This is a genomic window from Bacillus sp. NH11B, assembly GCF_001884205.1.
Taxonomy (GTDB): Bacteria; Bacillota; Bacilli; order Bacillales; family Bacillaceae_G; genus Bacillus_A; species Bacillus_A proteolyticus.
Genome location: NZ_MAOG01000028.1, coordinates 51556 through 65212, shown reverse-complemented (window position 1 = coordinate 65212; position 13657 = coordinate 51556). Strand labels below are relative to the sequence as shown.

At 34.5% G+C, this 13657-nt stretch carries 19 protein-coding genes and 1 pseudogene; 12 read left to right on the top strand and 8 right to left on the bottom strand.

Annotation, left to right across the window (positions count from 1 at the left end; genetic code table 11):
• Nucleotides 1–97: 97 nt before the first annotated feature.
• Nucleotides 98–1201 carry a hypothetical protein gene (locus tag BAU27_RS06890; protein WP_071770462.1) on the bottom strand — a complete coding sequence of 368 codons (1104 nt, stop codon included), beginning with the start codon at nucleotides 1199–1201 and terminating at the stop codon, nucleotides 98–100.
• A 93-nt stretch (nucleotides 1202–1294) separates the two neighbouring features.
• Here BAU27_RS06890 and BAU27_RS06885 point away from each other — a divergent pair, with 93 nt between their 5' ends.
• Nucleotides 1295–1966 carry an HAD family hydrolase gene (locus BAU27_RS06885; RefSeq protein ID WP_071770461.1) on the top strand — a complete coding sequence of 224 codons (672 nt, stop codon included), beginning with the start codon at nucleotides 1295–1297 and terminating at the stop codon, nucleotides 1964–1966.
• 75 nt (nucleotides 1967–2041) lie between these two features.
• Here BAU27_RS06885 and BAU27_RS06880 read toward each other — a convergent pair whose 3' ends face one another.
• The 3 genes from BAU27_RS06880 to BAU27_RS06870 all read right to left on the bottom strand — a co-directional run bounded on the left by BAU27_RS06880 (nucleotide 2042) and on the right by BAU27_RS06870 (nucleotide 3566).
• Complete coding sequence (locus tag BAU27_RS06880) at nucleotides 2042–2578, bottom strand: DUF3267 domain-containing protein (RefSeq protein WP_071770460.1); 537 nt, start codon at nucleotides 2576–2578, stop codon at nucleotides 2042–2044.
• A gap of 106 nt (nucleotides 2579–2684) precedes the next feature.
• A complete protein-coding gene (mutTA, locus tag BAU27_RS06875) occupies nucleotides 2685–3164 on the bottom strand; it encodes an antimutator 8-oxo-(dGTP/GTP)ase (protein ID WP_000276386.1) in 480 nt (159 codons plus the stop codon).
• 84 nt (nucleotides 3165–3248) lie between these two features.
• Entirely contained in the window at nucleotides 3249–3566 is a 318-nt protein-coding gene (locus BAU27_RS06870) for a hydrolase (RefSeq protein WP_071710958.1), read from the bottom strand.
• Between the two features lie 84 nt (nucleotides 3567–3650).
• Here BAU27_RS06870 and ytzI point away from each other — a divergent pair, with 84 nt between their 5' ends.
• The 6 genes and pseudogenes from ytzI to BAU27_RS06840 all read left to right on the top strand — a co-directional run bounded on the left by ytzI (nucleotide 3651) and on the right by BAU27_RS06840 (nucleotide 5369).
• Complete coding sequence (ytzI, locus tag BAU27_RS06865) at nucleotides 3651–3800, top strand: YtzI protein (protein ID WP_071744405.1); 150 nt, start codon at nucleotides 3651–3653, stop codon at nucleotides 3798–3800.
• 1 nt (nucleotide 3801) lies between these two features.
• A complete protein-coding gene (locus tag BAU27_RS06860) occupies nucleotides 3802–4032 on the top strand; it encodes a DUF3953 domain-containing protein (RefSeq protein WP_071744404.1) in 231 nt (76 codons plus the stop codon).
• A 14-nt stretch (nucleotides 4033–4046) separates the two neighbouring features.
• Complete coding sequence (locus BAU27_RS06855; protein WP_071770459.1) at nucleotides 4047–4277, top strand: DUF3953 domain-containing protein; 231 nt, start codon at nucleotides 4047–4049, stop codon at nucleotides 4275–4277.
• 348 nt (nucleotides 4278–4625) lie between these two features.
• Complete coding sequence (locus BAU27_RS06850; protein ID WP_071770458.1) at nucleotides 4626–4859, top strand: DUF3953 domain-containing protein; 234 nt, start codon at nucleotides 4626–4628, stop codon at nucleotides 4857–4859.
• 29 nt (nucleotides 4860–4888) lie between these two features.
• Nucleotides 4889–5127, top strand: a pseudogene (locus BAU27_RS33320) (hypothetical protein).
• An 11-nt stretch (nucleotides 5128–5138) separates the two neighbouring features.
• Nucleotides 5139–5369 (top strand): YczI family protein, encoded by a 231-nt coding sequence (locus BAU27_RS06840; RefSeq protein WP_071770457.1) that lies wholly within the window; start codon nucleotides 5139–5141, stop codon nucleotides 5367–5369.
• 65 nt (nucleotides 5370–5434) lie between these two features.
• Here the strand turns inward: BAU27_RS06840 and luxS are convergent, their stop codons facing one another.
• Nucleotides 5435–5908: an S-ribosylhomocysteine lyase LuxS gene (gene luxS, locus BAU27_RS06835; protein WP_001141371.1), complete on the bottom strand. Its 474-nt coding sequence runs from the start codon at nucleotides 5906–5908 to the stop codon at nucleotides 5435–5437.
• Nucleotides 5909–6036: 128 nt separating this feature from the next.
• Between luxS and yidD the strand changes: the two genes are divergently transcribed.
• Nucleotides 6037–6273, top strand: a complete 237-nt coding sequence (gene yidD, locus BAU27_RS06830; RefSeq protein ID WP_071770456.1) for a membrane protein insertion efficiency factor YidD — start codon at nucleotides 6037–6039, stop codon at nucleotides 6271–6273.
• On the opposite strand, the gene BAU27_RS06825 is transcribed toward yidD, so the two are convergent.
• Nucleotides 6270–6833 carry a beta-class carbonic anhydrase gene (locus BAU27_RS06825; RefSeq protein ID WP_000838171.1) on the bottom strand — a complete coding sequence of 188 codons (564 nt, stop codon included), beginning with the start codon at nucleotides 6831–6833 and terminating at the stop codon, nucleotides 6270–6272. The genes yidD and BAU27_RS06825 overlap by 4 nt on opposite strands.
• Before the next feature lie 223 nt (nucleotides 6834–7056).
• On the opposite strand from BAU27_RS06825, the gene cydA reads away from it, so the two are divergent.
• Together cydA and cydB are read left to right on the top strand one after the other, a co-directional pair.
• On the top strand, nucleotides 7057–8406 hold the full coding sequence (gene cydA / locus BAU27_RS06820; protein WP_071744399.1) for a cytochrome ubiquinol oxidase subunit I: 1350 nt from the start codon (nucleotides 7057–7059) through the stop codon (nucleotides 8404–8406).
• Nucleotides 8396–9424, top strand: a complete 1029-nt coding sequence (gene cydB / locus BAU27_RS06815) for a cytochrome d ubiquinol oxidase subunit II (RefSeq protein ID WP_071770455.1) — start codon at nucleotides 8396–8398, stop codon at nucleotides 9422–9424. Before cydA ends, cydB begins: the two co-directional genes overlap by 11 nt.
• A 163-nt stretch (nucleotides 9425–9587) precedes the next feature.
• Here the strand turns inward: cydB and BAU27_RS06810 are convergent, their stop codons facing one another.
• Nucleotides 9588–9821 (bottom strand): spore germination protein, encoded by a 234-nt coding sequence (locus BAU27_RS06810; RefSeq protein WP_071744397.1) that lies wholly within the window; start codon nucleotides 9819–9821, stop codon nucleotides 9588–9590.
• An 82-nt stretch (nucleotides 9822–9903) separates the two neighbouring features.
• On the bottom strand, nucleotides 9904–10677 hold the full coding sequence (locus tag BAU27_RS06805) for an S-layer homology domain-containing protein (protein WP_071770454.1): 774 nt from the start codon (nucleotides 10675–10677) through the stop codon (nucleotides 9904–9906).
• A 709-nt stretch (nucleotides 10678–11386) separates the two neighbouring features.
• On the opposite strand from BAU27_RS06805, the gene BAU27_RS06800 reads away from it, so the two are divergent.
• The gene (locus BAU27_RS06800; RefSeq protein WP_071770453.1) at nucleotides 11387–12427 is read left to right on the top strand and encodes a YdcF family protein; all 1041 of its coding nucleotides are present in this window, start codon (nucleotides 11387–11389) and stop codon (nucleotides 12425–12427) included.
• A 184-nt stretch (nucleotides 12428–12611) separates the two neighbouring features.
• Entirely contained in the window at nucleotides 12612–13484 is an 873-nt protein-coding gene (locus BAU27_RS06795) for a YitT family protein (RefSeq protein ID WP_071744395.1), read from the top strand.
• Nucleotides 13485–13657: the final 173 nt, after the last annotated feature.

Genomic DNA, 13657 nt, shown 5'->3' with positions numbered 1-13657 from the left:
AAAAAAAAAAAAAAAAAAACGCAAAGAAGTAAAATTCTTCACATTTTCCCTTGGCTAAAATATATCGAACACATCAATCGCCTTAGTGTCCACTTTGTTATTCTATCGTTTTTGAAACATCATATAATCCTGATAACACTTCTGCACGCATTTTTACAAGCTCTGGGAATTGATAGAAGAAGGCAATTTTTTTATATTTTAACTCTGTTCCTTCTTTCACCTCTTTTGAATCTTGTAATATGAATGCTGTAAATGTATCTGCGATATCTTCCGCTACATTTGTTGTACCGTATTCAGACACAAATTCATCCTGTCTCTCCTTAAAAAATTGAATTTGAGCTTCTTCACTCTCTTCCACTTTCTTTTCTGTCCACTCCTGCTCAATTGGTCTCCAGAACGAATTGTAGAATTGATTTATATAAGAATTCTCCTTCGCACACCCTTCTTGTAAGAAAAGAGATTTACATTTATTTTGGTATGATGAAATATCTTTATCTTCTTCAAAAGCCTTTAAGTACTTTTCATTTACTGGTATTTGTTTATGCCCCAGCGTCAATACGTGAGCTGTCTCATGAATTAATGTTTTCATCACTTCATCGATATTTACTGCAGAATCAAGCGTATCTAAACTAAGAACCCATTCTTTCGGATATTCCACACTCGGCATAACATGAGCGACAATTCCATCATAGCCATCTGTTACCATGTCAAATTCTTTTATGTCAGTGCGATACTTAGCTGGAATAAGAGTACTGTACATCTCCCATAACGACCCATGATACCCTCTATCTTGACGTTGTTCCAGCACCTCTTCTTTCGCTTCTTTATCTTCAGCGAAAGCCTTATTCAATCGTTTCCGATCTAGTTTATCGAAATAAGGATCTACAATTGCGTCTCCATCAATATAATAAGAAGCTAAAAAGAAATAATTTTCATCATCCTCTTTTTTCATTTCTACTTCTTTCATATCCTTACTTGTATGATGTTCTGTTACATTCTCCTCTGGTACTTCAAGTTCCGAAAGTCCGTCTATCTTTTTATATACTTTTTGAAGCGTCTTATCACCTATTTCTGTGCATTCTTCTATCGCTTCACAGACATCTTTTTTCTCTCTTTTCAAAGTTTGCTCCGCCATATCACATCCGGCGACTAAACCAATTGAAATTATAAAACATGTTATCTTTCCATACAATTTTTTCATTTAAACCTCCGTCGTTACAGCCTACAAAAATATGATAATCATTTTCTGACGAATATGCGATAATTATTTATAAAGGCTTTGAGGAGGTTACATATGATTCATGCTGTGCTATTCGATTTAGATGGGACACTATTAGATCGACGACAATCTTTAGAGCGATTTATCCATGACCAATACAATCGCTTTTCCCTTCATTTTATGAACATTGAACAATCCGAGTATTGTTCTCGTTTTCTTGAACTCGACAACAATGGCTACACGTGGAAGGATAAAGTATATGCTACTCTCATTGACGAATATAACATCACCACTTTAACACCAGAGCAACTGCTGCACGACTACATTACAAATTTTCAATATCATTGTATCCCTTTCCCAAACATGCATAAATTACTTCAGCGTTTAATACAACAAAATATTAAAATTGGCATTATTACAAACGGTTTTACTGATTTTCAAATGAACAACCTTCGTGCCTTAAACATACATACGTATACAAATACAATTCTCATTTCAGAAGCAGAAGGAATTAAGAAACCACATCCTGAAATTTTCGAACGAGCTTTGCAAAAGCTAAATGTAAAAGCCGAAGAATGCCTTTACGTTGGAGATCATCCAGAAAACGATGTGCTCGGTTCTGAACAAGTAGGAATTCTTGGCGTTTGGAAGAGAGATTTATTTTGGGGTGACTTTGAGCATTCACGTGTGACAGATGATTTATTAGATGTTCTTTCGTTTTTAGAGGTAGAGATAAAAACAAGATGATAGTAAATAAATTATATGAGCGATTTACCGCCAAAAAGAGGAGGCCGTTATTCAAAAACGCCTCCTCTTCCTTTATTATTCATAAACTGTAAACTGCGGTTTACTCGGATGATCTTTAACTTGCGCATCATCTGGAAACTTTGAAACTTTTTGATATAGAGCAATGTCACCAATACAACTTGCTGTTAGTAGAACCCCTAAAAATGAGAGCGCTTGAACATTCATAGCTAATCCAATTGCAATTGGCAAAATTCCAGTTGGTAAAAACGGCAGCATTAGCACTTTCTTCATTTGCTTTACTGTAATTTCCTTTTTAGAATGAGCGTATGCTACACCTAATTTCCAATTGACACCCCATTTTAGTTCGCTCCACGGAACACCTCCGATATAACGAAATCCTATTAAATGTATCGCTTCATGTATACAAACGAGAACAATCATTCCAATAATTAAAAGAAACATAATCGGCAATGTAATTTCAAATTGAAACTTACCTGAAAAAAGCGCATGTAAATAACTAATTCCAATCGCCAGAGCGAATATTATAAAAAATGAATAGATATTTAATTTAACCATCGAAACAGTAACAGTCGTTTCTTTTCTTTTATCCATTTTCCCCCTCCTAAAATGTAAATATATCTTTACAAAATTGTATAATATACCCAAAATTATGTAAAGATATATTTACATTCTTGAACAAAAAAAGAAACCAGCCATTTTACTTCGTAAAACAGCCGATTTCTTCTATATGTTTCATCGTACGCGCTAATACATCGTCGCGCATAATAAAGCTAAATTTTCTATCAGTTTTAATGTTGTCAGGAATGTCTGTTAATAAAACAGAGCCTTTCGTTTCTTCGTAATGCGTATGTTCTTCTACCGCACTAATTGTTGCAAAATAAATGTTTTTAATGATTATTTTGTCTTTTCCAGATACTTTATATTGTCCTAAGTAAGTTAAATCAGAAACTATGCCGCCGGTTTCTTCATGAACCTCTCGAACTGCCGCTTCTTCCGGTGTTTCCCCTAGTTCTACTTTACCACCTGGAAATTCAAGACCGCGACGTAAATGATGCGTTAATAACCATTGATCCCCGTACCGGCATACAACCCAAACATGCTTTGGCTCAGGAGAAAATGGATAACGTTCAAACGATAATTGTACAGTGTTGTGGTAATAATCTTTAAATTTGTACATGCCATTACTCCCCTATTGATGGTTACAAGTTTTTCCTACCACAAATTGTAGCATATTCTCGCTTTTCTGCATAATATTATCCAATTACAATCCATTGATTATTCCCATTTGCGCGACTAATTCTTTCGTCTCATGATTTCCTAAATCATAAATCATTTTATATGCTTTTTGTAATTGTTCATCATATCGGTCATTATTTGAATCGTGATGATACTCAACAAATGGAACGTGAGAACGTACAAATGAACCTAAATCCTCTACATATGCTTGATCAAAGTACTCTCTTAACTCCGTAATTTCCTCATCACTTGCGGAAATCTCAAAATTATACGTATCCGCCGTCTTCACTTGTGAAATTTGACCATTTGCTATTGATATATAATATGTTTTTTTCTGCTCCATGTAACACCCTTCTTTCATCCTTTTAATTTCTATTGTTTTCATCAATTACAAAATTATGTAAAATAAAGAAAAGGAGGGATTTCCATGTTCAAAATATTAATTATCGGTATTATAATCGTCCTAGTCATCCTCGTACTCTCCGTCATGACGATTAATAAAGGCTATGCATATAAACATTCTGTTGATAAGCCCGAAGATAACCCTTACTCGAAAAATAATAAGGGGGACTCATAGTATGCTTCGAATACTTCGCATCGCAATCGCACTCACTGTGATAATTATGTCGGCAATTGGGCTCTATACAGGTCAAAATAACTTTCTACCACTTTCACAATTTCTATTAGGCGCTTTAATGTTTCTCATCGCAATTGAACAAATAAAGAAAAAAGATTCAGGAACAGGATTTATTTGTATTGCTGCTGGAGCTTTCAGTTGGATTGTTCTCATCATTAGCTATATAAAATAGAAGGAGGTTCCTTTATGTTAAAAGGATTGCGAATTACTTTTTCACTTATTGCTTTATGTATAGCAATCTATAGTTTATTTACTAGTAATAGAGAAATTATGCCTTATATGTTCATCTTTTTAGGGATTATGGCTTTCATTATTAGTATAGAGGAAATCTTAAAACAGCAAAAAGGTGGTAGTATACTTGCTCTGTTAGCAGGAGCTGGTGCTTTATTTCTTGGCTTCTCAGAAATATTTCGATAAATAGTCTCTTTAAAGGAGGTATACGATGCTAACTGGATTACGGATTGTTTTAGGGCTTCTCACACTTCTCACAATCTTACTTTGTACTTATTCCCTTATTACCGATAATTTCACACTTCTCCCATACGTACATTTTATCCTTAGTTGTTCCTTTATTATTCTAGGACTGAATGAATTGAAATCTGGACGAAAATCAATGAGCATTCCGTTTTTTTCGTTGCTAGTTTTATATTCTTCTTTTTAATATCGAACTACTTTCGCTACGCATAGAATGAAATTTTGATCAATTTAGCATTTACAAGTATTCAATAAAATAGATGCTAATTTTGAAAAAAAGGGGAGATTTGTATGCTAAAAACATTTCGAATTATATCCGCTCTTATCGTCATCGCACTTGCTCTATCTGGAATGTTTACAAATCCGCTTGCTACAATGCCTTATATGCTCATCGCCTTATCCATTATGACCTTCATCATGAGCGCAGAAGAAAAACAGAAACAAAAGAAAGTAAACAGTACACTCTCCTTCTTTTCTGGCGTATTCACTTTAATCGTTGCTATTATCATTATTTTCTCTCGGTAACTATCTCTTTCTACTTAAGAAGCGCTAAAATACACATAAGACACTTACAACTAATCATCGTTTTTATTACTTTAATTCTATGTTTATACAGCTTATTTACAATGAACTTTCAAATCTTTTCACCTATCATTTTTTTCTCTTTAGCTTATATGGCATTTTAGTAGGAATAAAGACCATTCAAAAACAGCAAAAGCAAATTGGAGCTATTAGCATCGGTTTAAGTCTTTTTACGATTGTTTTTGCTAGTCCATTTATACTGTTCTTCTAAAGGAGGATTATATGTTAAAGAACATTCGAATTATACTAGCAACGATTGCCCTCATCCTCGCTATATTTAGCCTCTTTGCAAACTTCTCTGTGCTTTTACCATTCGTATTTATCCTTTTAAGTATTATGTTTATCCTTTTTGGAATTGATGAAATGAAGAAAAAGGATAAAGCAAAAGCATTTGTTTATTTTCTCGGTTCTGCCTTTGTTTTATATGTTGGGGTGTCTAGTATGCTTGCATAAAAAAGAAGAGCATGGTCGCTCTTAACACAATAAAAAACTGCCCTTTCACAGGCAGTTTTTCCTTCTTATCCAAACACTTTCTCAAGTTCGTCTTTATCTTGGCTTAACCAGAAGTTCATTAAGCGCTGTGCTCCTTCTAAGTCGTGAAGCTTCGCTTGGCCACATTGTGTTTCATTTGCAGCTGGAATTTCTGTAATTTGAACCGCATCTTTTAATGTTAGTTCTAATAAATCAATGATTTCACGAACTGTCGGTGTCCCGCTTACTACAAGATAATACCCTGTTTGACAACCCATCGGTGAAATATCGATAATATCAAAATGCGGATAACGATCAATATATTTACGTAAATTAAATGCTAATAAATGCTCTAACGTATGAATAACATCTGGTTTCATTGCTTGTTTATTTGGTTGGCAAAAACGAATATCAAATTTATTTACAATACCGTCACTACCTACATTATGGACTCCGCAATGTCTTACATAAGGCGCTTTTACAATCGTATGATCTAATTCAAAGCTTTCTACTGATGGCATATAACATCTCTCCCGCTTTTAATTTAATTCCGTTATATCCAATATGATATAACGGAAATCGACATTAGTAAAGAATTATGTACGGTCGTGCTATAATACTTTAAGACTATGCTGAAAAGGAGACCATTATGAAACAGATTTTTATCGGTATTATACGCTTTTATCAAAAATTCATTTCTCCGATGACACCACCAACATGTCGCTTTCATCCGACTTGTTCTCATTATGGATTAGAAGCGTTTCAAAAATATGGTGCATTCAAAGGATTTTGGCTTACATGTAAGCGTATATTAAAATGCCACCCTTTCCATCCAGGAGGATTTGATCCTGTCCCAGATAAAAAGGATGACAAAGTAAATTCTTAATTGTCGTAACCATTCACAACTAAATCCAATTTTCCTGTGTCAGGATCTATAACAAGACCATGAACAGGTACTTCTCCCGGAAGTAATGGATGGTTGCGAAGTATTGACACACTATGTTCTACACTTTCTTCTACACTAGAGAACCCTTGTAGGAATCTTTCTAAATCGATTCCAGAATAACGAAGTGTATCTAACTTCTCTTCTGTTACGCCGCGCTCTTTCATTTTTTCAATTGTACTGCTTGCTTGAATTTTTGCCATACCACAATCATGGTGACCAACTACACATACTTCATCGGCACCAAGTTCGTATACAGCAACTAAAATACTACGCATAATACTTCCGAATGGATGTGAAATAACAGCGCCTGCTACTTTAATAATTTTCACATCACCGTTACGCATATTCATCGCTTTCGGTAATAATTCAACAAGACGAGTATCCATACAAGAGATAATTACCATTTTTTTATTTGGGAATTTTCCTGTTTCATACTCTTCGTATTTTTTCTCTTCAACGAATTTTTCATTGTATTGTAAAATCTCTTCTAATGACTTCATAGTAAAGAACCCTCTTTTCTCTCATTTACATTACATATATAGTGTACCAAAATATGAAAAACTCAAAAAGGATATTGTTTTATTATAAAAGCAATATATTTTCAGATAACCGACATAATTCTTTCAAAATATACACACAGCTTTGTAACAAGTCACACATACTTTACCCCTATTCTCACTATAAACTAACTGTAGATAATGTAAAAAGGAGTGAATATTTATTATGTCCGACGTTCTGTTACTGAGTCGTTTTCAATTTGCAATTACTATTTTTTATCACTTTTTATTTGTACCTTTGACAATCGGACTTGTTATTTTAGTGGCATGTATGGAAACTCAATACGCCCGCACATTGAATCCAACATACCGCAAAATGGCAAATTTCTGGGGTAAATTATTTACAATTAACTTCGTAATGGGGATTATAACCGGGATTACGATGGAGTTCCAATTTGGCACAAACTGGTCTGAGTACTCCAAATATATGGGAGATATTTTCGGATCACCTCTCGCAATCGAAGCACTCGTTGCCTTCTTCTTAGAATCTACTTTCATGGGAATATGGTTATTCGGGAAAGACAAAATCTCACCAAAGTTCCGTGCTTTCTGTATGTGGATGGTTGCACTTGGAACAAATATTTCCGCACTTTGGATTATTACAGCAAACGGTTTTATGCAAAATCCTGTTGGCTACGTAGTACGTAACGGCCGCGCTGAATTAAATGATTTCTGGGCTCTTGTTACAAATCCATATGCATGGAATATGTTCTTCCATACTGTAATTGGTTGTTATATTGTCGGTGCTTTCTTCGTTATGGCAATTAGTGCCTATCACTTATTACGTAAAAATGAAGTCGCTTTCTTCAAAAAATCATTTAAGTTTGGTTTAATGTTAGGCTTATTCGCCGCAACTGTTACACCTTTTATGGGACATCAATCCGGTGTATCAGCAGCTAAGTATCAACCAGCTAAAGGAGCTGCGATGGAAGCAGTTTGGGAAACTGGAAAAGGACAAGGTTTCTCAATCATTCAAATTCCTGATGTGAAAAATGAAAAGAACTTTGAATTACTTACAATTCCAAAACTCGGAAGTTTCTTCTATACAAACTCATTTGATGGAGAAATTGTTGGTCTAAAAGATATTCCGAAAGAAGATCGTCCAAACGTTAACCTCGTGTACTATAGCTTCCGCTTAATGGTTGCACTTGGCATGTTCTTTATGGCATTAACTTGGTACGGTTTCTATTTAAACCGTAAAGGAAAACTAGAAAACTCAAAACGTTATTTAAAAATTACAATGTGGTCTGTCTTACTCCCATACATTGCAATTAACGCTGGTTGGATTGTCGCTGAAGTAGGTCGTCAACCGTGGACAGTTTATAAACTAATGCGTACAGCAGAATCTGTATCACCTATATCAGTTCCACAAATTTGGTTCTCATTAATTAGTTTAATATTGTTCTACACTTTACTTTTAATTGCAGACGTATACTTAATGCTGAAGTTCGCAAAAAAAGGACCAGCTGCATTAGAAGAGCCTACTACTGAAGGAGGTACAGCTCATGTCTCATGATATGCTTGCAATCATCTGGTTCGGTTTATGGGGCGTAATTTGGACAGTTTACTTCATTCTTGATGGCTACGCACTCGGTAACGGAATGATCTTCCCATTCGTTGCGAAAGACCGACAAGAACGAAATCAATTACAAGAAGCTATCGGCCCATTCTGGGGTGGTAATGAAGTATGGTTAATTACAGCTGGTGGTGCAACATTTGCTGCCTTCCCAATCACATATGCAAATATGTTTAGTTACCTATATACACCACTATTTTTAGTATTACTTGCACTATTTGCTCGTGCTGCTGGACTTGAATTTATGCACAAAGACGATTCACCAATTTGGCAAAAAACTTGTAAATGGGCATTTACAATTGGTAGTTTCTTAATCGCCTTCTTATTCGGTGTTACATTCGCTAATCTATATTACGGACTAGAAATCGGAAAAAACGGTTATGAAGGAAACTTACTTAGCTTACTAAACCATTACGGTATTTTAGGTGGTCTTTTCTTCACCGCTATATTCGTCGTATCTGGTGCTCTTTGGGTTATGATTAAAACGACTGGTGAAGTATCTGATCGTGCTTATAAAATCGCAAGACCGTTTTCAATGGCAGCTGCTATCATTTTAGCTATCTTCTATGTAGCAACTGCAAATCGCACAAACTTATTCCAAAACTTTACGGAATATCCTGTACTATTTATTCTTCCAGTACTTGCAATGTTAATGAGTGTACTCGCACTTATTATGGTGTACAAACATAAAATCGGCCTTGCATTCACATTCGTTTGCTTAACAATCGCAATGTTTATGACAACTGGCTTTGCAGGTATGTTCCCAAGAATGTTACCATCACGTATTAACGACGCATACAGCACAACGTTATACAACGCAGCAGGTAGTGAATTAAACTTGAAAATTATGTTCTTCGTTGCAATGGTCATGGTACCAATCGTTATTGGATATCAACTTTGGAGCTACAGCATATTTAAAGATAAAATTCATAAAGACTCTGCTAAAGGGTATCACTAAAATAAAAAAATACACTTCGTTTGAAGTGTATTTTTTATTTTACGTATGATTTTTGATACGATGCTACATTTCTAATCTAACAACTATGATAAAGAAGTATCACTAACAACTCCATTGTATCACAAGGCAAATACATCACTTTATGCAATTTTACATATAAAAATTATAACGTAGATTGAATTACTTGGTCATACACATCGTTATCCCTTACATCTGCCGTACTAATACCACTGAATGTTCTCACATTTAATCCGGTATTTGAAGATCCCGATCCGTTATAAGCTTTCGTTTTTTCAATCGGATGTACGTTATATTTATCACCTAAGTTAATTGTCCCGTTACAGTTCTCAATAATAACACCTTCAACAATAGCTGGCATTTTGTCACCTACTTTCATTCCGTTACTCCCATTCTATGAGAATCGCCTAAAAAAATAGCATGTGTAAATAAGAAAAAGCACTCAGGCTGAGTGCTTTTTCTTATTTACCGCTCTTATTTTTCTCACAAGCAATTCCATCACCATCACGATCTAAATGCTTACCGTAATACGGACTATCTCTTGTAATATCGTAAACCCCAGCATCATTTGCTTCTTTACAATTAGCAAAGCGCTTTGGTTCTTGATTTGCTCCTGGTCTTTCTTCAAGCGGTAATGTCGCGTTATATAAGAACTGAACGTATTGCTCACGGCTTACATGCATTCTAGGTGCGAATTTACCATCACCAGTTCCAGCTGTAATATAATTTGATTTAACTGCAGTAATCGCAGGATTCGCCCATCCATTTCTATCTACATCCGGGAAATTATGATCCCCTCTTATTTGCAATTGGAACCCTTTTGTTAAAATTTGTGCCATTTCATCGCGAGTTAACGAATCTTTCGGTCTAAAGTTCCCTGTGCCATCTCCGGCAAATACACCCATCTCTGTTAAAGCAAGAATCTCTTTTTTAAACTGAGTAGAACGATCAGTAACATCTTTATACGGATTATTATACTGTTCTTTTACTGCTGGCTTTAATTGACGGAACATAAGGGCTGCAACTTGCTCACGAGTTACATCATCACCAAATCCAAAAATCCCATTTCCATATCCAGCAACAATGTTTTTATTTGCTAAGTCCATAATTGCCTTATAAGCCCAATGATTGTTTGGAACATCTTTAAACTCTATACTTGCCTGCGCCGTCCCAATTGAAGTAAATGCTGTAGTTACAACAATTGCACCTGTTAAAAGTAATTTTTTAAATCCCATACTTAAGTCCCCTTCTCTTTTCCACAATAACTATTTAACAATATAACAAATTATAAAAATGTAATTTGTCATATTATGTCGAACAAAAAAAGAATCCAGCAGGATTCTTTTTTTGCTAAGCACGAATGACAAGTTTAGAGACAGTTGACTTTTTCAAAAATTTATTAGGGGTAATATTTTGAAAAAGAAAGCCTTTCATATTTAACTTAACACCACTGGAATATATAGTAAATTGATAATATTTATACGGAAGATTGCTAATGTTTAGTATAGATAGTTTCCACTATGCAAACAGTAAAAACAAACTATACTAAACAACAAAAAGGTGCCTTCAAAGAAGACACCTTTCATAAACAGACATTATAAAACAGAATTATTTATTGTTATACGATTGTTAGATACAAAAAGTAGAGGGAAATGTTTGTAAGAAATTCTGCTTTATATAGTCTGCCTGCCACTTATATTTTAATCCTCTCCACTTGAAAATAAATATAATATGCATAATTACATACAAAAAAGAAAAGACACTCTATCGAGTGCCTCTTCAACCACTTTACTTTTAATATATCGCCTTACATACATTTTAACATATGTATCTATGTAATTTATTGAGAAAATTCAAAATCCTTTTTCTTTCATTTTCACTTATGAAATCATGTAATATAAAAGATATGTCAAATTCTTATATAAGTCGAGGTGTACTATATTTATGCTGTATTTTGGAATTATTCCTCTTATATTGTTTATTATTTTTCTTATCTCGTATTTAAAAGATCCGCGAAAAATAATAAACGGCTTTTTATTTAATGCCTTTATCTGTTTTTTCCTTCTTTTTTGCGTGATCGTATCTTTGAACTCAGATAGTGCTGTCTTGCGTTACATTATATTTTTACCCTTTTTAGCACTCCTCATTATGCTTCCTTTCGGTATTATCGCTTTAATGTTTGGATTATTTCTTAATGCAAGAATTTTAATGAAGCGAGAAGGAAGACGGTTCACTAACTGTTTAACGCTCCTTGCTGCTTTAGGGATGTTATTCTTTATGTTACTCCCTATTATAAATCCAGCAAGTTTGGTCTCATCACATTTAGAGCCTATTTTTGCAGGTATTTCTCTTATAAGCGTATATTTCTTTATACACTTATCTAACTTTTTAAGTGCTTATTTTCTATACCAATTCAACAGACCAAGACGTAATCAAGATTTCATCATCGTTCTCGGTAGTGGCTTAATTAATGATAAAGTACCACCTTTACTTGCAAGCCGCATTAATAAAGCTATCGACTTTTATTGGAAACAAGCAGCTGTGAATACACCACCAACAATTATTTTCTCTGGTGGACAAGGCCCAGATGAAGGGCTTCCTGAAGCAGAAGCGATGCAAAATTATGCGGTTGAAAAAGGAATTCCTCTTGAACATACAGTGCAAGAAAATCGCTCTGTAAACACATATCAAAATATGTCGTTCTCTAAAGAAATTATGGATTCTTTAAAACCTGAAGGTAAGTATAGAAGTATTTTTACAACGAATAATTTCCACCTTTTCCGCGCTGGTATATATGCAAGGCAAGCTGGCCTGAATAGCCAAGGAATTGGATCAAAAACAGCATTTTATTACTGGCCTAATGCAATGATTCGTGAATACGTTGCGATTGTCGTAATGGGACGTAAACGTCATATGAAGTTTTGCGGAGCTATTTTAGGATTTGCTTTATTCGTGTCAGTACTTAGTTTTATATTTTCTGAATAGCATCCCATCCTTTGAAAGGACGGGATTTCTTATACTCATTTCAAAAATATTTTAAAGATAATATGGCGATAATATTCCCTGCATACATCCATTAAAGGAGAATTTTTTCAAATTAAATGTTAAAATGAAATTTAGGTGTGAATGATGTAACAAACAAGAAACTAGTTTGAAACGAGGAAATTATATGGAGAAAACTATCAAAAACAAGCCCAATAAGCTAAAAATCGCTTCAAAAGCTTTGATGATTATTATTGGGGCATTTATCACAGCGTACGGATTAGAAGCAGTATTAATTCCAAATAACGTATCAGACGGTGGTGTGACTGGTTTAAGTATCGTTAGTTCAAGATTATTTGGATTGCCATTAGGAGCTCTAATCGCAGTTATTAACATTCCTTTCGTTTGGTTAGGATATAAACAAATTGGTAAAAGCTTTGCAATTTATTCCATCATCGGGATTGCTTCATTAGCAATAGGTACCGTTGTCATGCACGGAATACCAACTATTATTGAAGGCGATACACTACTTGTTACAGTTGTTGGTGGTATTATTATCGGTTTCGGTATGGGACTAGCATTACGTAACGGCGGAGCATTAGATGGAATCGATATGCTAGCTGTATTACTTTCTCGCAAGTTACCTTTTGGAACGAGTGACCTTATTTTATTCTTAAACATGTTCGTGTTTATTTTCGTATCAACAGTATTCGGTCTTCAAGGAGCTATTCTTTCGGCAATTGCTTACTTTATCGCTTCGAAAGTGATTCATATCGTTGAAGTTGGTTTAAGTGGTTCGAAAACATTTAAAATTATCACAAAAGAGCCTGAATTAATGGTAGAAACAATTCGCGATCGTTTAGGCCGAAGCGCAACATACAATGAAGTTTATGGTGGTTACTCAAGAGAGCAATTTAAAGAAATTTCTTGTGTAATTAACCGTTTAGAAGAAAGTAAAATGAAAGACCTTATTAATGAAATTGATCCCAATGCCTTTATTACAGTTTATGACGTAGCAGAAGTAAAAGGTGGTAATTTCAAGAAACGTGATATTCATTAATCGTTATACAAAAAAGAGGCAGTCCCCAAATTTCGGGACTGCCTCTTTTTATTATTAAGTTGCTATCGTTGTCAGTTTTTGTCGGTAAGTCGATATATTTCAATAATCGCTGATATATTTTGAGTTGTGGTCGATATATTCTAATAATCGCTGATATATTTTGAGTTGCGATC

Excerpts from the sequence above, each read along its gene's own strand:
- BAU27_RS06890 (WP_071770462.1), bottom strand. The coding sequence starts at position 1,201 with ATGAAAAAATTGTATGGAAAGATAACATGTTTTATAATTTCAATTGGT.
- BAU27_RS06885 (WP_071770461.1), top strand. The coding sequence starts at position 1,295 with ATGATTCATGCTGTGCTATTCGATTTAGATGGGACACTATTAGATCGA.
- BAU27_RS06880 (WP_071770460.1), bottom strand. The coding sequence starts at position 2,578 with ATGGATAAAAGAAAAGAAACGACTGTTACTGTTTCGATGGTTAAATTA.
- mutTA (WP_000276386.1), bottom strand. The coding sequence starts at position 3,164 with ATGTACAAATTTAAAGATTATTACCACAACACTGTACAATTATCGTTT.
- BAU27_RS06870 (WP_071710958.1), bottom strand. The coding sequence starts at position 3,566 with ATGGAGCAGAAAAAAACATATTATATATCAATAGCAAATGGTCAAATT.
- ytzI (WP_071744405.1), top strand. The coding sequence starts at position 3,651 with ATGTTCAAAATATTAATTATCGGTATTATAATCGTCCTAGTCATCCTC.
- BAU27_RS06860 (WP_071744404.1), top strand. The coding sequence starts at position 3,802 with ATGCTTCGAATACTTCGCATCGCAATCGCACTCACTGTGATAATTATG.
- BAU27_RS06855 (WP_071770459.1), top strand. The coding sequence starts at position 4,047 with ATGTTAAAAGGATTGCGAATTACTTTTTCACTTATTGCTTTATGTATA.
- BAU27_RS06850 (WP_071770458.1), top strand. The coding sequence starts at position 4,626 with ATGCTAAAAACATTTCGAATTATATCCGCTCTTATCGTCATCGCACTT.
- BAU27_RS06840 (WP_071770457.1), top strand. The coding sequence starts at position 5,139 with ATGTTAAAGAACATTCGAATTATACTAGCAACGATTGCCCTCATCCTC.
- luxS (WP_001141371.1), bottom strand. The coding sequence starts at position 5,908 with ATGCCATCAGTAGAAAGCTTTGAATTAGATCATACGATTGTAAAAGCG.
- yidD (WP_071770456.1), top strand. The coding sequence starts at position 6,037 with ATGAAACAGATTTTTATCGGTATTATACGCTTTTATCAAAAATTCATT.
- BAU27_RS06825 (WP_000838171.1), bottom strand. The coding sequence starts at position 6,833 with ATGAAGTCATTAGAAGAGATTTTACAATACAATGAAAAATTCGTTGAA.
- cydA (WP_071744399.1), top strand. The coding sequence starts at position 7,057 with ATGTCCGACGTTCTGTTACTGAGTCGTTTTCAATTTGCAATTACTATT.
- cydB (WP_071770455.1), top strand. The coding sequence starts at position 8,396 with ATGTCTCATGATATGCTTGCAATCATCTGGTTCGGTTTATGGGGCGTA.
- BAU27_RS06810 (WP_071744397.1), bottom strand. The coding sequence starts at position 9,821 with ATGAAAGTAGGTGACAAAATGCCAGCTATTGTTGAAGGTGTTATTATT.
- BAU27_RS06805 (WP_071770454.1), bottom strand. The coding sequence starts at position 10,677 with ATGGGATTTAAAAAATTACTTTTAACAGGTGCAATTGTTGTAACTACA.
- BAU27_RS06800 (WP_071770453.1), top strand. The coding sequence starts at position 11,387 with ATGCTGTATTTTGGAATTATTCCTCTTATATTGTTTATTATTTTTCTT.
- BAU27_RS06795 (WP_071744395.1), top strand. The coding sequence starts at position 12,612 with ATGGAGAAAACTATCAAAAACAAGCCCAATAAGCTAAAAATCGCTTCA.